This is a genomic window from Burkholderia arboris, assembly GCF_902499125.1.
In the GTDB taxonomy this organism is placed as follows: domain Bacteria; phylum Pseudomonadota; class Gammaproteobacteria; order Burkholderiales; family Burkholderiaceae; genus Burkholderia; species Burkholderia arboris.
Genome location: NZ_CABVPX010000038.1, coordinates 1 through 16,676 on the forward strand (window position 1 = coordinate 1; position 16,676 = coordinate 16,676).

Genomic DNA, 16,676 nt, shown 5'->3' on the forward strand with positions numbered 1-16,676 from the left:
ATGGCGGCGGCAACGGCGGTGGAAACGGCGGCGGAAACGGCGGTGGCAACGGCGGTGGCAACGGCGGTGGCAACGGCGGCGGCAACGGCGGCGGCAACGGCGGCGGCAACGGCGGCGGCAACGGCGGCGGCAACGGCGGCGGAAACGGCGGCGGCAACGGCGGCGGAAACGGCAACGGCAACGGCAACGGCAACGGCGGCGGAAACGGCAACGGCAATGGCGGCGGAAACGGCAACGGTGGCCACGGCAACGGCGGCGGCAACGGCAATGGCAACGGCAGTGGCGGCGCCGGCAATGGCGGTGCCAACGGCGTCGGCAATGGCCACGGCACTGGCAACGGCAATGGCGGTGGTCACGGCAACGGCGGATCGTCCGGCGGCAACCACTGACCGGAAGCGTTGCCCGGCCAGGTGCGATCAGAGCATCTCGAGCGCGCGCTTGCTGCGTGGCGGACGGAAATACGCGTCAAGCTGCGCGCGCTCGTCATCGCTCAACTCGAAATCGAGCGCGGCGCGATTGTCGCGCACGTGCTCGATCCTCGACGCCTTCGGGATCGCGAACACACCCGGCTGCGCGAGCACCCATGCCAGCGCGACCCGCATCACCGACACGCCGCGCAGCCGCGCAATCTCGTCGAGCGGCGAGCGTTTCGGCAACCGCCCGTGGTCGACCGGGCTATACGCCATCGCCGGCATCCGGTGATCGGCGAGCCACGGCAGCAGGTCGAACTCCGGGCCGCGCCGCGCGATGTTGTAGAGGATCTGGTTGGTCGCGCACGCACTGCCGCCCGCTTCGCGGACGAGTTCGTCCATGTCGGCCGTATCGAAGTTGCTCACGCCCCAGTGACGGATCTTGCCGGCGCGCTGCAACGCCTCGAAACCCTCGACCGTCTCCTCGAGCGGCACCGAGCCGCGCCAGTGCAGCAGGTACAGGTCGAGACGGTCGGTACGCAGGCGCTTGAGACTCGCGTCGCACGCGGCGATGACACCGCGCCGGCTCGCATGATGCGGATAGACCTTGCTGACGAGGAACACGTCGTCGCGCAGGCCTGCGAGCGCTTCGCCGACGAGCGCTTCGGTCGCGCCGTCGCCGTACATCTCGGCCGTATCGACCAGCGTCATCCCGAGTTCGATGCCCTCGCGCAGCGCGGCGATTTCGTCCGCGCGCCGGGCCGGCCGCTCGCCCATTTCCCAGGTACCCAGGCCAAGCTTCGGAATCGTCTCACCGTCCGGCAGGACGACCGTGGCGATCGTGTCTGTCATGCGTTCCTCGTTGTGGATTCGCGGCCGCACACTGCGGCCGGAGCATGGAATACGACGCGTCAGTGTAGTCAATCGATGCGCCCGCGACCTATTACACGGCAAAAACCGGCTATAACGGCGCGGCATGATGACTTAGAATGGCCGCAACCTGATCGATACCCATTCCATGAAGGCACCCACGGACGACCGGTGGCAGGACCTGCGCCCCGACCCCGACAACGATACGCCGCTCTACCTGCAGCTCGCTCGCAAGCTCGGTGACGCAATCCACGACAACCGCTGGACGGCCGGCGAGGCGCTGCCTTCCGAGCGCGTGCTGTCCGAAGCGCTCGGCGTATCGCGCATCACCGCACGCAAGGCGATCGCGCTGCTCGTCGAGCAGGGCTTGATCCGCCGCACGCAAGGCGCGGGCAACTTCATCCAGCCGCGCTACGAGGATCCGCTGTCGCGACTGTCGAGCTTCAGCGAAATGCTCGAGCGCCGCGGCTTCAAGCCGAGCTCGCAATGGCTCGCGCGCGAAATTCAGCCCGCGAACCGCGACGAAGTGATCCAGCTCGGGCTGTCGCCGGCCGCATCCGTTACGCGCCTGAAACGCCTGCGTCTCGCCGACGGCATCGTGATGGCCGTCGAGAACTCGACGTTCCCCGCGACGCTGATTCCCGATCCGCAGGCGATCGCCGGCTCGCTGTACAGCTATCTCGAAGCGCGCGGCACGCCGATCGTGCGCGCGCTGCAGCATTTCCGCGCGGTCAACGCGACCGACGAGATCGCCGAACAGATGGGCATCGCGCCGCACGATGCGCTGCTGCTGATCACGCGGATCGGCTATACGTCAGACCAGCGCGCGATCGAACTGACCGATACCTACTGCCGCAACGACTACTACGATTTCGTCGTCGAACTGCGCAAGTAACGCACGTCGCGCCGCCGGCGCTCACAGCCAGCGTGCGTCGTCGGTGCCGAGCGGCACGGGCGGCCGCGCGAACGACGGCGGCGTCACCGACAAGCGCTCGGCCGGCCGCACGGTGTCGAGCGCCCCGAACGGCGACGCGATGCGCTCGATCCGGTCGCGCACGTCGGCAGGCGCGAGATCGGGTGCCCGCAGCCCGTCCGGCACGACGCCGAACGACTGCAGCCAGCGTCCCGTCTGCGCGAGCGACGTCCGCACGTGCCAGCTTCCCCCTTCACGCGCCCGCCGCGCGAGCGCAATCATCGCGCCGAACGCCGCGAGATAACCCGTCGCATGATCGAGCGCCTGGCACGGCAGATGGCGCGGCGCGTCCGCATGCGCGGCCTGCTGCTCCTGCCATGCGATACCGCTCGCCGACTGTACGAGACTGTCGAAACCGCGCCGCTTCGCCCACGGCCCCGCGTGCCCGTACGCCGACACCGACACGCACACGATGCCGGGCCGCAGCGCCGCGAGTGCCTGCGGCGCGAAACCACGTGCCGTGAGCGCGCCAGGCCGGTACGCCTGCAGAAAGACGTCGGCATCGCTCGCGAGTGCCTGCAGCGTATCGACGCCCGCCGCGTCGCGCAGATCGATCCACGTCGAACGCTTGCCGCGCCCGTTGTCGATCACGAGCGGCGCGATGTTCGGCAGATGCGGACCGTTGACGAGCAGCGTCTGCGCACCGTGCGATGCCAGCGTGCGGCCCGCGACCGGCCCCGCGATGATGCGCGTGAGATCGAGCACGCGCACGCCGGCAAGCGGCTGGCCGGCGTCGCCGCGGCCGACCGGCTCGGCCGGCGCATCGCCGATCCGCTCGATTTCGAACAGCGGCAACGACGCAATCGCACGCGCCTGCTCGTGTTCCGCCCATTCCTCAGGTGTTCTGATCAATGCCGCGCACAAGCCGGCCTCGGCCAGCGCGGTATCGAGCGCCACGCCGTCCCAGGTACGGATCGCCGCGGCGACATCGGCGGGTTGCGCGCCGCAGCCAAGCACGCCGAGGATGCCGTGCAAGTGATGCGGAAAGTTCGCGTGCAGCTGAATCCAGCGCCCGTCGCCGGTCTCGAAGAAACCCGTCACCGGATGACGCAACTCCGGCGGCGGGCCGTCGTCGACGCGCAGGTAGCGCTCGCTGCGGAACGCAACGAGCGCGTCGCGCACCGACACGTCGACGGCTTGCGCGACGCCCGTGCGAAGCCGGTGGCATTCGGCGGCCGCGAGCCCGGCTGCCGCGATCGTCGCGACGGCGAGCGTGCCGACCTTGAACGTCGACGGCAGCGTCGGGTCCCGGCCCGTCACGGTCGCGCGGGCCAGCGCGCCAGGATCGCCGTGTGCGAGTTGCCACAGATGCGTCAATGCGAGTTCGGGTGTCATGGTGCTGGGGAGTCGTTGAGGAGACGAAATCGAGTCTAGAATTCGCGACAGGCGCGATCAATCTTGATTGCGCGAATCAATACATAACGAATAGTTGTAGCGGGGCCGCGTTTCATGCCCCCGACAGGAGCCACCGGCATGAGATCCCTCAGTGCACCGGAAGCCGCCGGCATCCTCGGTGTCAGCGTGAGTACGCTGTATGCGTACGTGAGCCGCGGCCTGCTGCGCTCGCTGCCCGACGGCGCGACCAAGCGCCGCTGCTACGACGCGGATGAAGTGCGCCTGCTTGCGCGCCGCCGCGCCGACGCGAAACGCGCGGGCGGCGTCGCCGAACGTTCGCTCGACTGGGGCGTGCCGGTACTGGAATCGCGGATCACGCAGATCGCGGGCGGCCGCCTGCACTACCGCGGCGCCGATGCGGTCGCACTCGCCGCCGAAGCGACGCTCGAAGAAACGGCCGCGCGGCTCTGGGACTGTCCGCCCGCGCGGCTGGCACACGCCTCGCTCGCGTCGACCGGTTTCGACGCCGCGCAATGGGACGACTGGGCGCGTCGCTGGGCGCATCTCGCGCCGCTCGAACGCACGCTGGTGCTGCTGCCTGCCGCGGCCGCATCGTTGCCGCGCTTATGGGCGCAGGGGCGCGACGCGCAGCTTGATGCCGGCACGCTGCTGCTGCGCGTCGCAACGGCCGCACTCGCCGGCATCGCGCCGGGCGACGCGCCCGTACACCGGCAGCTCGCGACTGCATGGCGCGTGCGGCGGCGCGACGAAGCCGACCTGCTGCGGCGCGCGCTCGTGCTGTGCGCCGATCACGAACTGAATCCGTCGACCTTCGCGGTGCGCTGCATCGCGTCGACCGGCACCCACCTGTTCGGCGCAATTGCGGGCGGGCTCGCGGCGCTGTCGGGGCCGCGCCACGGCGGCGAGACGTTCCGAGCCGGTACGCTGCTCGACGAAGCGGCCCGCGCCGCCGACCTCGATCGCTACCTCGCCCTGCGGCTGGCGCACGACGAACGCACGGACGGCGGCCGCACCGCCCTGTCCGGCTTTGCGCACCCGCTCTACCCCGACGGCGACCCGCGTTCGCGGGCGCTGCTCGACGCGCTGCAGGCCGCAGTGCCCGACCGGCCGGCGCTGCGGGTGGCGCACGCGCTCGCCGCGCGCGTCGAAGCAGCCACCGGCCTGCGCCCCGCGATCGATTTCGCGCTCGCGGTGCTGGAACGCACGCTCGCGCTGCCCGACGGCGCGGCGTTCACGCTGTTCGCGGCCGGCCGCACGGCAGGCTGGATCGCGCATGCGCTCGAACAGTACGCGGACGGGAAGCTGATCCGGCCGCGGGCGCGCTACGTCGGCAGCGACGCGGCCGTGTGACGCCGGCCGTCGCGCCATGCGGCGAACGGACGCCACCACGCGTGCGCGGTGTGCGCGGCCGGCGCCGCGAGCGGACCGAACGCGAACGTCGCGCCGCGCCGCCCCGCGCTGACCCACGCGCGCGTGCCGGGCAGCAACGTCAGCGACGCGCCGGCGCCCAGCCAGTGATCGTCGGGCCGGCCCTCGACGGTCACCCACACCTCGCCCTCGGCCACTTCGAGCAGCGTGCGATCGACGATCCGCCACCGTCCGGCCGGCTCGTCGCCGTCCATCACGTAAAGTCGCAGTTCGCGCATGGCAGCCTCCTGGTCGCACGGGTTCGATGACACCAGTATTTCGGACAGTGGCAGCACACGGACAGATACGGCTGCAGACACTTTTAGCTGAACTGTACTGGCCGACCGACGGGGACAGGCATCGGCCCGCCGGGCCCGGCACCGCCCGGCATGCCGCCCCGAACCTGCACGGCGCGGCGGCTTTCCCTACAATGTCGGCTGTCCCGCGCCACCGTCCCGCCCTCATGTTCCAGCGCCCGCCTGCCGCCGCCCCCGGCGAAAAGAACCTCACCGTGATGCTCTGGCTCGTTGCGACGGGCTTCTTCATGCAGACGCTCGATTCGACGATCGTCAATACGGCACTGCCGTCGATGGCCGCGAGCCTCGGCGAATCGCCGCTGCGGATGCAGTCGGTCGTGATCGCGTACTCGCTGACGATGGCGGTGATGATCCCCGTGTCGGGCTGGCTGGCCGATACGTTCGGCACGCGGCGCGTGTTCTTCAGCGCGATCCTGGTGTTCTCGCTCGGCTCGCTGCTGTGCGCGAACGCGCATACGCTGACGCAGCTCGTCGCATTCCGCGTCGTGCAGGGCGTCGGCGGCGCGATGCTGCTGCCGGTCGGGCGGCTCGCGGTGCTGCGCACGTTCCCGGCCGAACGCTACCTGCCCGCGCTGTCGTTCGTCGCGATTCCGGGCCTGATCGGCCCGCTGATCGGGCCGACGCTCGGCGGCTGGCTCGTGAAGATAGCGTCGTGGCACTGGATCTTCCTGATCAACGTGCCGGTCGGCGTCGCGGGCTGCATCGCGACTTTCTATTCGATGCCCGATTCGCGCAACCCGGCCGTCGGCCGCTTCGACCTGAAAGGCTATCTGCTGCTGACGATCGGCATGGTCGCGATCTCGCTGTCGCTCGACGGGCTCGCCGATCTCGGCATGCAGCACGCGGCCGTGCTCGTGCTGCTGATCCTGAGCCTCGCGTGCTTCGTCGCGTACGGGCTGTATGCGGTGCGCGCGCCGCAACCGATCTTCTCGCTCGAACTGTTCAGGATCCACACGTTCAGCGTCGGGCTGCTCGGCAACCTGTTCGCGCGGATCGGCAGCGGCGCAATGCCGTACCTGATCCCGCTGCTGCTGCAGGTGAGCCTCGGCTACTCGGCGTTCGAGGCCGGGCTGATGATGCTGCCGGTCGCCGCAGCCGGGATGTTCTCGAAGCGGATCATCACGCGGCTGATCACGCAGCACGGCTACCGCAAGGTGTTGCTCGCGAACACGATCATGGTCGGCGTGATGATGGCCAGCTTCGCGCTGATGCGCGACACTGTGCCGGTGTGGGTGAAGGTCGTGCATCTCGCGCTGTTCGGCGGGTTCAACTCGATGCAGTTCACCGCGATGAACACGCTGACGTTGAAGGATCTCGGCACGGGCGGCGCGAGCAGCGGCAACAGCCTGTTCTCGCTCGTGCAGATGCTGTCGATGAGCCTCGGCGTCACGGTCGCGGGCGCGCTGCTCGCGACGTTCACGGGCATGCTGCGCACCGTGACCCCCAGCAACACGCTGCCGGCGTTCCATGCGACGTTCATCTGCGTCGGGATCATCACGGCCGCGTCCGCGTGGATCTTCGCGCAGCTCGCGCCCGAGATCCGCAGCACCGCGCGCAAGACCGACCCGTCCGAGCGCGCGTGACGCGCGGCGCGCGCCGAACCGGGTCGGCGCGCACCATCGCGGTGCAGCCGGCCCCGCCGATGCGCGCCGCGATGCCCGGCTCCCCGGCCGCGACGGGCCGCCGCACGTGGCACGGTGCCGTGCATGCTTCTTGCTCGCCTATTCTCTAGGTAAACTGGCAGTCTTCCTTCGGCCGACATCATGAGCATGATCGAAATCGATCCCCCCGGCTTTCAGCCGCCCCGCCCCGTCGCCGGCGACGACGGGAACCGGCGCACCGTGCTGTACGGCGGCTACACCGTGTTCAGCGTGTTCCAGCCCGTTTTCTCGGTGTCGCACCGTCGCGCGATCGGCTATCACGCGTCGCTGCGCGCGCACGACGAGGAAAGCCGCCAGGTGGCGTCGCACGAGGTGTTCACGCAGGCGGCGCGCCGCGGCGACCTGCTCGAACTCGGCCGGCTCGCCGAATCGTTGCATCTCGGTAACTTCCACGCGTTCGACAGTCACGACGAGTGGCTCTTCCTGAGCCTGCATCCGGCCGCGCTGATGGACACCATCTACGGCGACGCGCTGCTCGCGAACCTGAAGGCGCTCGGGCTGCCGCCGCACCGCGTGGTGCTCGAGGTGCCGGAGCAGGCCGGCGGCGAGACGCCGCGCTACGCGGCGATCATCGACGGGCTGCGCAAGGCCGGCTTCCTGGTCGCGCTCGTCGGGTTCGGCGCGAAGCATTCGAACGTCGACCGCGTGTGGCACCTGCATCCGGACATCGTCACGCTCGACCGCGGCATCCTCGCGCAGGCAAGCGAGCACTCGCATCTCGAACGCGTGCTGCCGGGGCTCGTGTCGCTGCTGCACGAATCCGGACAGCTCGTGCTGATGGGCGGCCTGTCGACCGAACGCGACGCGCTGATCGCGCTCGAATGCGACGTCGATTTCGTGCAGGGCCAGTATTTCGCGGGGCCGAGCGTCGATCCCGTGCAGCCGCAGGCCGCCGCGGGCTGCATGGATACGCTGTCGGCCGCGCTGCGGCTGCGCGTCGCGCAGCGCGAGCGCACGCAGGCGGAACGGCTCGCACCGTACGTCGCCGCGCTCGAGGAAGCGAGCCAAAAACTCGGCGCCGGCGAATCGCTCACCGATGCGGCCGGCGCCGTGCTCGGGCTGCCCGAAACTGCGCGCTGCTTCCTGCTCGACGCGTCGGGCCGCCAGATCGGCGACAACGTGCTCGCGCGCGGCAGCGTGTCGCAACGCGCCAAGCGCTTCCGGCCGTTGCTGCACTCCGAAGGCGCCAGCTGGGAACGCCGTCCGTACTTCATCGACGCGATGCGCGCGCCGGGGCGCGTGCATCTGACACCGCCCTACCTGTCGATCAACGAGGCGCACCTGTGCGTGACCGCGTCGATCGCCGCACCGGCCGCAACCGGCATGCAGGTGCTCTGCGTCGACATCAACTGGGAAGCGGCGCTCAGCCGCGAGTAAGCGCGATGGCGCGCCGCCCTCACGCGGCGCCGCCCGCCTTGCGCACGATCAGCCGGTGCACGCGCTTGCCGGACGATGCGCTGACGACCTCGTGCTCGTCGATCACGTGCATGCTTGCGCCCAGCGCCGCATGCATCCGCGCCGAATCGAGTGCCGTATAGAGACGGCCGCGCTCGTCGCGCAACGTGCCGTTTCCGGCCACCCGCCAGCTCAGGTACAACGTGCCGCCCGGCATCAGCAGATCGGCCAGCCGCGCGGCGGCGGCCGCCGCGTCCGCCTGTTCGAGATGCATGACGACCGTTTCGCACAGCACGTTGCGAAACGCGCCGGACGGCACGCCGGCCAGCGCCGGCAGCGCGGCCAGCTCGAAGGTCAGGCCCGGATGGTGCCGCCGCGCCTCGTCGAGCAGCGCGGCGCTCGCGTCGTAGCCGCGCACGTCGAAGCCGCGCGACGCGAGCCAGGCCGTGTCGCGGCCCGCGCCGCAGCCGACGTCGGCGGTCGGCCCCGGCGAGAAATGCTGTTCGAGCAGCGCGTACATGTCGTCGGGCGCGGCCTGGTCGAGCCAGTCCTGCGCGTATTGCGCGGCATGGGCGTCGTAGGCGTCGAGAGTCGGGCGATCCACCATGGCGATTGCTCCGCAAAGGCGTCGTATGACGCACCCCGCATCTTAGCCGTTGCGCCCGGCCCGTGGCGTCGTGCGGGTGGCGGCGTGACGCGCGTTACGCTGGCCGCACGTGGCCTGCGCGCGGCGCGTGCGCGGTCAGCTCGGCCCACAACGCATCGCCGCGCCACGCCGGGCGCGCCGCCGCGCTTTCCGCGTCGTGAACGAGCGCGCACAGCCGCGCATTGACGGGCGCCGGCGCACCGAAGCGCGCGGCCAGCCGCACGATCTCGCCGTTGATCCACTCGACTTCCGTCGCGCGCCGCGCCGCGAGATCGTCGGACATCGACGAACGCGCGAGCGGATCGATCGCGAGCATCCGGCCGCCGAGCACGCGAAAGGCCGCATCGGGCAGATCGAGCACGGCCGGGATCCACGCGGCCGGCAGCGGCGTCACCCGCGCGGGCCGGATCGCGGCGCGCGCCAGCCAGTGCAGCGCTTCGCGCTGGGCCAGCGCGACACAGCGCCGGTACGCGCGTTGCGCGAGTTCGTCGCGCAGCGGCAGGTTCGCGAGCGCATTGACCGCGTTGTTCAGGTTGAGCAGCAGCTTCGCCCACTGTACGGCCCGCATGTCGCGATGCAGCACGAGCGGCAGCCCGGCGCGCGCGAAGGCGCCGGCGAACGGCCGCAGCGCAGGCGACGCGTCGGCCGCGAGCGCGCCGGCCGAACCCTGGTGAAACGCGCCTGGCCCGCGCTCGATCACGTTGAACGGCACCATGCCGGCCAGCACGGTCGCTTGCGGCAGCGCGTCGCGCAGCACGTCGGCGTTGTGCAGGCCGTTCTGGAAGCTGATCACGACCGTACCGGGCCGCAGCACGCCGGCCAGTTGCCCAGCGGCCTCGTGCGTGGCGGCCGACTTCACCGCGACGAGCACGAGCCGTGCGTCGGCGGCGGCGGCCGGATCGGTCGCAAACGCGACATCGGCCGGCGCGAGCGTCGCCCGATAGCCGCGCTGGTCGGTCAGCGTGAGCCCGTGCAGATGAATCGCATCGCCGATCCGCGCGCGACCGACGAGCGTCACGCGCGCGCCGGCCGCCGCGAGGCGGCCGCCGAGATAGCAGCCGACGGCGCCTGCGCCGACCACGCAGACCGGCGCGTCAGACATGCGAGTGCGCGCCGCCGTGCACGGGGCCGGCACGCCGCTCGACTTCGCGACGCACATCTCCGCGCAGCCCCGCGAAGAACGCGATTTCGGCCACGACGAACAGCGGTCCGACCATCAGGCCGACCAGATCGTCGACGAACGCGGGCTTGCGCCCTTCGAACCAGTGCCCGACGAACTGCACGATCCAGCCGACGACGAATGCGCCGATGCCGATCGCGAGCCATTGCGCGGTCGGCAGCAACGCGAGCGACTGCGCAGCCCACAGGCCGAGCGCGAACAGCGCGGCCATCACGATCCCGAACCGCAGGTCGAGACGCAGGTAGAACACGACGAACGCGACGGCCAGCAGCAGCGCCGGCGACAACGCGATGCCCGCCGCCATCCCGACCGCCGGCCGCGACAGCAGCACTTCGGCCGCGAACACGATCATCGGGATGCCGACCAGATGCGTCGCGATGTTGCGCGCGTCGCGATGGTAGGCCGCATACTGCGAAAGGTGGTCTTCGAGCGTCTTCATCGCGTCTCCTGGTCGGCTATTGAGCGCTATGATGCGCGTCACGCCCGAGAACCTCTGTCAGCTACCCGACATCGCGTGTCCATGCCCTCTCCGCTCGCCCCGTACCTGCCGCAGATCGAAGCGAACCCGTGGTTCGCCGCGCTGCCGCACGCGTTGCGCGCGGACCTGCTCGCCCGCGCGGCGCTGCGCCGCCTGCCGGCCGGCCACGCGCTGTTCCGGCGCGGCGACCCGCCATGCGGGCTGTACGCGGTCCTGGCCGGTTCACTCACGATAGGTGCGGTCGACCCGCAGGGCAAGGAAGCGCTTCTGACGGTGGCCGAGCCCGTCACGTGGTTCGGCGAAATCGCGCTGTTCGACGGCCAGCCGCGCACGCACGACGCGATCGCGCTCGACGACGCGCTGCTGCTGCACGTGCCGCAGGCCGCACTGCTCGCGATCCTCGATGCGACGCCGCAATACTGGCGGCAGTTCGCGCTGCTGATGGCGCAGAAGCTGCGCCTGAGCTTCCTGACCGTCGAATCGATGAGCGTGATGCCGGCCGCGCAGCGGCTCGCCGTGCGCCTGCTGATGATCGCCGAGGGTTACGGCGGCATCAGCGCCGGCCGCACGCGCGTGCGGCTGTCGCAGGAAACGCTCGCGTCGATGCTGTCGATCACGCGGCAGACCACCAACCAGTTGCTGAAGGCGCTGCAGGCCGACGGCGTCGTGCGGCTGCATGTCGGCGAGATCGAGCTCGTCGACATCGACGCGCTGCGCCGCGCGAGCGGGCTGGGCGACGGCACGCACTGAGCAACGCGCAACGCGCCGCTGCACGTTGCCCCGCCGCCGCCGCGTTGCGCTATCGTTGCTGCTCGTTCGTCCGCCACACACCTCGTCTTGAATACCTCGACCGCCCCCGCGCCTTCCCGTCATCCGTGGCCCGTCTTCGCCGCGTTCCTGCGGCTCGGCCTCACGTCGTTCGGCGGCCCGGTCGCGCACCTCGGCTACTTCCGCGCCGAATTCGTCACGCGGCGCGGCTGGCTCACCGAGCGCACCTATGCCGATCTCGTCGGGCTGTGCCAGTTCCTGCCGGGGCCCGCGAGCAGCCAGGTCGGGATGGCGATCGGCCTCGCGCGCGCCGGCTATGCGGGCATGTTCGCCGCCTGGCTCGGCTTCACGCTGCCATCGGCGCTGCTGATGATGCTGTTCGCGCTCGGCGTTCACGCAACGGGCGCACCGATCGAAGCCGGCGCGCTGCACGGGCTGCGCATCGTGTCGGTCGCGGTGATCGCGCAAGCGGTCTGGGGAATGGCACGCACGCTGTGCCCGGATGCGCGCCGCGTCACGCTGATGGCCGCGGCCGCTTGCGTCGCGCTGCTCGCGCCGGCCGCCTGGACGCAGATTGCGGTGATCGTCACGGCCGGCGCGGCCGGTCTCGTGCTGCTGCCGCAACCGGCACGCGACGCGCACGATCCGTTGCCGCTGCACGTGTCGCCCCGCTCGGGCATGGTGTGGCTCGCGCTGTTCGCGGCGCTGCTCGTCGTCTTGCCGGTTGCGGCCCGCGCGCTCCACTCCGATACGCTCGCCGTCGTCGATGCGTTCTTCCGCACCGGCGCACTCGTGTTCGGCGGCGGCCATGTGGTGCTGCCGCTGCTGCAGGCGGCCGTGGTCGCGCCCGGCTGGGTCGGCGATTCGGCGTTCCTCGCCGGGTACGGTGTCGCGCAGGCCGTGCCGGGGCCGCTCTTCACGTTTTCGGCGTATCTCGGCGCGTCGCTGCGCGATGCGCCGAACGGCTGGCTCGGCGGCACGATCGCACTGGTCTCGATCTTCGCGCCGTCGTTCCTGCTCATTGCCGGCACCGCACCGTTCTGGGAGCGCCTGCGCCGCAGCGCGCGCATGCAGGCGGCGCTCGCGGGCGTGAACGCGGCCGTCGTCGGGTTGCTGTTCGCCGCGCTCTATCACCCGGTCTGGACCGATACGATCGTCGCGCCGCGCGACCTGGCCGCCGCGCTCGCCGCCTACGTCGCGCTGGTGTTCTGGCGCGTGCCGCCATGGGCCGTCGTGATCGCGAGTGCCACGCTCGGCTGGGTGTTCGGCATGGTCGCCTGATCTGGCCAACTCGACGCGCCTGCGGGACAAAAACAAAAAAGGTTCATCGAGGATTGCCGGGGAACGCGGCGCGGATCTTGAGGAAGAAGTATTCCTCGTCGCGGTACCCGTAAGCCCGACGCTTGATGACCTTGATAGTGTTGTTGATGCCTTCGACGACGCTGGTATTGAGTGGGTGTCGGCAACGTGCGAGGATTCCGTGCCAGTAACCCTGTAGGCGCTGAGCAAACAGTTGCAGTGCTGCGATCCCGCTTTGCCGGGCTTGCTCAACCCATTGTTCCCAAGCCTTTTGCGCCCAAGCTGGCTTCCGGTAGAACCAGAGCCGTTTGAGTTCATCGCGTAGCACGTAGACGCACAACAACGGCTGGTTGGCGGCCAGCAGTTCCTTCAGATGCACAGCCTGTTCCTGCTTCAGGTTGCGGCGGTTGCGCAGCAGCAGCCAGCGACTGGACTTCAGAACCTTCCGGGCCGGCCGGTCATGGCGTAGCTGATTGGCCTGATCCACCCGTACCCGATCGATCACTTCGCGCCCGTACTTGGCGACGACGTGGAACAGGTCGTAGACCACCTCGGCCTGCGGACACTGCGCCTTGATCTCCAACTCGTAGGCCGTAGTCATGTCGATCGCGACCGCCTCGATGCGCTCGGCAACGCCCGCGGGTAGCTGTTCGAAGAAGGCTCGAGCTGTTTCGCGCGAGCGTCCCGCTCCAATCCAGAGCACTTGCCGGCCGATCGGATCGACCACCACCGTGGCGTAACGATGGCCTTTATGCAGCGCGAACTCGTCCATCGCCAGATAGCGGATCGTTGACCAGTCCGGCTCGGCCACGCGTGCGCGCAAGCGCATCTTGTCGATCGATTTGACCGTATGCCAGCCCAGGTCGTAGAAGGCCGCTACGGCCTGCACGCTGGCCGCTTGCAGCAACTTCTCGCAGGCCTTGGCGAATCGCTCGGTCACTCGCTGGTAGCGGCCCAGCCAGTCCAGCTTCTCCAGCCTCGGCCCGCCGCAGTGTTCGCACCAGACCCGGCGACGGGGGACATGCAGTACCACCCGATACTCGAACAGCGGCAAATCGCGCACCCGCCGCACCGTCGTTTCATGAATCTGCTGGCAACGCGCTCCGCATTGCTCGCAGTACATGACCTTGCTGACCGGCTTCAAGTGCAGTGACAGCGTGCGGCTTTCGCCCGCCGGCCACTCCACTCGCTCCAGCCGATAGCCTGTCCAGCAACCCAGTGCCTGAAGTGCCTTGCGATCGAGCAATTCTTCCTCCTGACCTCCATAAAGTCAGGCGTCAGGTTACGCAATCGCCCCCCAAGGCTCCACGGTTTCCTGCGATGAACCACAAAAAAGCCCTCGAAACGAGGGCTTTTTTTGGGGTGCTGCGCGCCGTGGCGGCGCGCCGGCGCCGGACTTACGCGAAGTTCTTCGCTGCGAAGTCCCAGTTCACGATGTTCCAGAACGCTTCGACGAACTTCGGCCGTGCGTTGCGGTAGTCGATGTAGTACGCGTGTTCCCACACGTCGATCGTCAGCAGCGCCTTGTCGGCGGTCGTCAGCGGCGTCGCTGCGTTGCTCGTCGACACGATGTCGAGCGAACCGTCAGCCTTCTTCACGAGCCATGCCCAGCCCGAACCGAACGTGCCGACTGCGGCCTTCGTGAACGCTTCCTTGAATGCGTCGTACGAACCCCACTTCGCGTTGATCGCGTCGCCCAGCGCGCCCGTCGGTGCGCCGCCGCCGTTCGGCGACAGGCTGTTCCAGAAGAACGTGTGGTTCCAGATTTGCGCGGCGTTGTTGAAGATGCCGCCCGACGACTTCTTCACGATCTCTTCCAGCGACAGGTTTTCGAATTCCGTGCCCGGGATCAGATTGTTCAGGTTCGTCACATAAGCCTGATGGTGCTTGCCGTAGTGGTACTGGATCGTCTCGAGCGAGATGGTCGGCGCGAGTGCGTCTTCAGCGTACGGGAGCGGCGGGAGCGTATGAGCCATGGCGATTCCTTCGTTGAGTATGTAGGGAGGCTGTGTTGGATGCTGCCGAGCGTCCGATTGTAGGCGAGGACGAATAACCCCGCAAACTCACGGGCCATTTATCCGCGGTATGCGGAAAAGCGATGTTTGCGCAACGTCCGTCAGGACGAGCCCGACGCTGCGCAGCATCCGTTCCCGTGCACGATGCGTCCGTTGCGACACCCTTCGCTCCGCTTGCAGCGGTTATGTCAGATCGTATCGGTCAGCCGCGGCTGCACGTCGGCGAGCGACACGTCGGCCGAGCCTTCGGCCAGATGCACGGTCAGGCGCCGCTGCGGCTTCAGCGCGTTCGGCGCCCGTACCGCACGGCCCGTCTGCGTATCGATCAGCGCCGCATAACCGCGCTCGAGCGTGCGCTGCGGGCTCAGTACCTCGAGCCTCGCAGCACAGGCTGACACACGCGCCGTGTCGCGTTCATGACGGCGCTGCAACGCAACCGCGAGACGTTGCGACAGCCCCGCGAGCGCCTGGCGCGCCTGCGACGCATCCGGCCGCGCGCGCTGCCAGCGCAGCTGTGCCAGGGCGAAGCGCGCGCGTGCGTCGCGCACCGGCCGCGACGCCGCCGACGCAAGCCGCACCGCGAGTTGCTCGACGTGCGTGCGCTGCCGCTGCAGCCGCTCGGCCGGGCTCACGAGCCGGCGCGCAAGCCAGTCGAGCTGCTGCGCACGTTGTTCGAGCCGGCGCGCCATGCCGCGCGCGAGCGCACGCTGGCGCTCGTCGACCTCGCGCAGCAGCAGCGCGCGCTGCGGGCTCGCGAGCTCGGCCGCGCCGGTAGGCGTCGGCGCGCGCAAGTCGGCCGCGAAGTCCGCGATCGTGAAATCGGTTTCGTGCCCGACGCCGCTGACGACCGGCAGTTCGCTCGCCGCGATCGCGCGCGCCAGCGCTTCGTCGTTGAACGACCACAGATCCTCGATCGAGCCGCCGCCGCGGCAGACCAGCAGCACGTCGACCTCACGGCGCGCATTCGCGGCCTCGACGGCCGCGACGAGCTTCTCGGCGGAACCGGCACCCTGCACGGGCGCCGGATAGACGATCACCGGAATGTGCGGCGCGCGCCGGGCGAGCGTGGTCAGCACGTCGCGCAGCGCGGCGGCCTGCAGCGACGTGACGATGCCGATCGCGCGCGGGTGGGCCGGCAACGGCCGCTTGCGCTCGGGGGCGAACAGGCCCTCGCCTTCGAGCTGCGCCTTCAGCCGCAGGAACGCCTCGTACAGGCGCCCCTGCCCGGTGCGCCGCACGGCTTCGACGTTCAACTGCACTTCGCCGCGCGGCTCGTACATCGTGACGACCGCGCGCACCTCGATGCGGTCGCCTTCGCGCGGCGTGAATTCCGCATATTGCGCACGGCCGCGGAACATCACGCAGCGCATCTGCGCCTGCTGGTCCTTGATCGAGAAATACCAGTGGCCGCTCGCGGCACGCGTGAAATTCGATACTTCGCCCGAAATCCACAACAGCGGAAACGAGCGCTCGAGCATCGTCGAAATCGCACGATTGAGCGCCGAAACGGGAATCACTTCGTCGCCGCCGCGCGTCGCGCCGGGTGCGGAAAAAGGAGAGTCGGAAAGCATGGACGGTCGGATGAATGCTGGCGGCGTCACGATAGTCCGACATGCGCGCGACGTCCAGCGCCGCCGCACTTGCCGTCGCGCGCGGAAGGTGTCCACACTCTGGCATTCGTCCGCCTAAAACGCTTGGAAACCGCTAAAAAAGCCAGACAATTCCTCATAACACATTGATTTTTATAGATTTTTAAACCTTTCAAAACAATTCGCCTCCGATTCGAGGCCCGCCCGGTGGGCGTTTGATGCGATCGACCGAGGAGTTTTTCACAGAGTTATCCACAGGCCGCCGCGATCCGGCCCCGCAGGCTGCGTCGGCCGGTCGCGCTTGCCGCGCCT

Annotated in this window: 16 protein-coding genes; 6 read left to right on the forward strand and 10 right to left on the reverse strand. The window is 69.3% G+C overall.

What is annotated here, in order from left to right:
• Positions 1–356 (reverse strand): hypothetical protein (locus BLA15945_RS32230; protein ID WP_174994267.1); only part of this gene is annotated, 356 nt, incomplete at its 3' end.
• A 60-nt stretch (positions 357–416) separates the two neighbouring features.
• The gene (locus BLA15945_RS32235) at positions 417–1,262 is read right to left on the reverse strand and encodes an aldo/keto reductase (RefSeq protein WP_059233391.1); all 846 of its coding nucleotides are present in this window, start codon (positions 1,260–1,262) and stop codon (positions 417–419) included.
• Positions 1,263–1,428: 166 nt separating this feature from the next.
• Between BLA15945_RS32235 and BLA15945_RS32240 the strand changes: the two genes are divergently transcribed.
• A complete protein-coding gene (locus BLA15945_RS32240) occupies positions 1,429–2,175 on the forward strand; it encodes a GntR family transcriptional regulator (protein WP_011546029.1) in 747 nt (248 codons plus the stop codon).
• A 21-nt stretch (positions 2,176–2,196) separates the two neighbouring features.
• On the opposite strand, the gene BLA15945_RS32245 is transcribed toward BLA15945_RS32240, so the two are convergent.
• A complete protein-coding gene (locus tag BLA15945_RS32245) occupies positions 2,197–3,588 on the reverse strand; it encodes a CoA transferase (protein WP_174994268.1) in 1,392 nt (463 codons plus the stop codon).
• A 138-nt stretch (positions 3,589–3,726) separates the two neighbouring features.
• Between BLA15945_RS32245 and BLA15945_RS32250 the strand changes: the two genes are divergently transcribed.
• Positions 3,727–4,959 (forward strand): citrate/2-methylcitrate synthase, encoded by a 1,233-nt coding sequence (locus BLA15945_RS32250; RefSeq protein WP_059233389.1) that lies wholly within the window; start codon positions 3,727–3,729, stop codon positions 4,957–4,959.
• Here the strand turns inward: BLA15945_RS32250 and BLA15945_RS32255 are convergent.
• A complete protein-coding gene (locus BLA15945_RS32255) occupies positions 4,932–5,255 on the reverse strand; it encodes a DUF2917 domain-containing protein (RefSeq protein ID WP_174994269.1) in 324 nt (107 codons plus the stop codon). The genes BLA15945_RS32250 and BLA15945_RS32255 overlap by 28 nt on opposite strands.
• Positions 5,256–5,479: 224 nt before the next feature.
• On the opposite strand from BLA15945_RS32255, the gene mdtD reads away from it, so the two are divergent.
• Both mdtD and BLA15945_RS32265 read left to right on the forward strand, forming a co-directional pair.
• Positions 5,480–6,916: a multidrug transporter subunit MdtD gene (gene mdtD, locus BLA15945_RS32260; RefSeq protein WP_166963224.1), complete on the forward strand. Its 1,437-nt coding sequence runs from the start codon at positions 5,480–5,482 to the stop codon at positions 6,914–6,916.
• A 180-nt stretch (positions 6,917–7,096) separates the two neighbouring features.
• On the forward strand, positions 7,097–8,371 hold the full coding sequence (locus BLA15945_RS32265; RefSeq protein ID WP_059233386.1) for an EAL domain-containing protein: 1,275 nt from the start codon (positions 7,097–7,099) through the stop codon (positions 8,369–8,371).
• A gap of 19 nt (positions 8,372–8,390) precedes the next feature.
• Here BLA15945_RS32265 and BLA15945_RS32270 read toward each other — a convergent pair whose 3' ends face one another.
• The 3 genes from BLA15945_RS32270 to BLA15945_RS32280 all read right to left on the reverse strand — a co-directional run bounded on the left by BLA15945_RS32270 (position 8,391) and on the right by BLA15945_RS32280 (position 10,654).
• Complete coding sequence (locus BLA15945_RS32270; RefSeq protein WP_174994270.1) at positions 8,391–8,996, reverse strand: class I SAM-dependent methyltransferase; 606 nt, start codon at positions 8,994–8,996, stop codon at positions 8,391–8,393.
• A gap of 94 nt (positions 8,997–9,090) precedes the next feature.
• Positions 9,091–10,137, reverse strand: a complete 1,047-nt coding sequence (locus tag BLA15945_RS32275) for a 2-dehydropantoate 2-reductase (RefSeq protein WP_174994271.1) — start codon at positions 10,135–10,137, stop codon at positions 9,091–9,093.
• Positions 10,130–10,654: an Mpo1 family 2-hydroxy fatty acid dioxygenase gene (locus tag BLA15945_RS32280; RefSeq protein ID WP_059233384.1), complete on the reverse strand. Its 525-nt coding sequence runs from the start codon at positions 10,652–10,654 to the stop codon at positions 10,130–10,132. The genes BLA15945_RS32275 and BLA15945_RS32280 overlap by 8 nt, the downstream gene beginning before the upstream one ends.
• 81 nt (positions 10,655–10,735) lie before the next feature.
• On the opposite strand from BLA15945_RS32280, the gene BLA15945_RS32285 reads away from it, so the two are divergent.
• Positions 10,736–11,443, forward strand: a complete 708-nt coding sequence (locus BLA15945_RS32285) for a Crp/Fnr family transcriptional regulator (protein WP_059233383.1) — start codon at positions 10,736–10,738, stop codon at positions 11,441–11,443.
• Positions 11,444–11,530: 87 nt separating this feature from the next.
• Positions 11,531–12,742, forward strand: coding sequence for a chromate efflux transporter (gene chrA, locus BLA15945_RS32290; RefSeq protein ID WP_174994272.1), 1,212 nt, complete (start codon positions 11,531–11,533; stop codon positions 12,740–12,742).
• A 43-nt stretch (positions 12,743–12,785) separates the two neighbouring features.
• Here chrA and BLA15945_RS32295 read toward each other — a convergent pair whose 3' ends face one another.
• From BLA15945_RS32295 to xseA, 3 genes are all read right to left on the reverse strand, one after another.
• Positions 12,786–14,006 (reverse strand): ISL3 family transposase, encoded by a 1,221-nt coding sequence (locus BLA15945_RS32295; RefSeq protein ID WP_174994273.1) that lies wholly within the window; start codon positions 14,004–14,006, stop codon positions 12,786–12,788.
• A 151-nt stretch (positions 14,007–14,157) separates the two neighbouring features.
• A complete protein-coding gene (gene sodB, locus BLA15945_RS32300) occupies positions 14,158–14,736 on the reverse strand; it encodes a superoxide dismutase [Fe] (protein ID WP_011352986.1) in 579 nt (192 codons plus the stop codon).
• A 227-nt stretch (positions 14,737–14,963) separates the two neighbouring features.
• Entirely contained in the window at positions 14,964–16,346 is a 1,383-nt protein-coding gene (gene xseA / locus BLA15945_RS32305; protein WP_059233381.1) for an exodeoxyribonuclease VII large subunit, read from the reverse strand.
• Between the last annotated feature and the right edge of the window lie 330 nt (positions 16,347–16,676).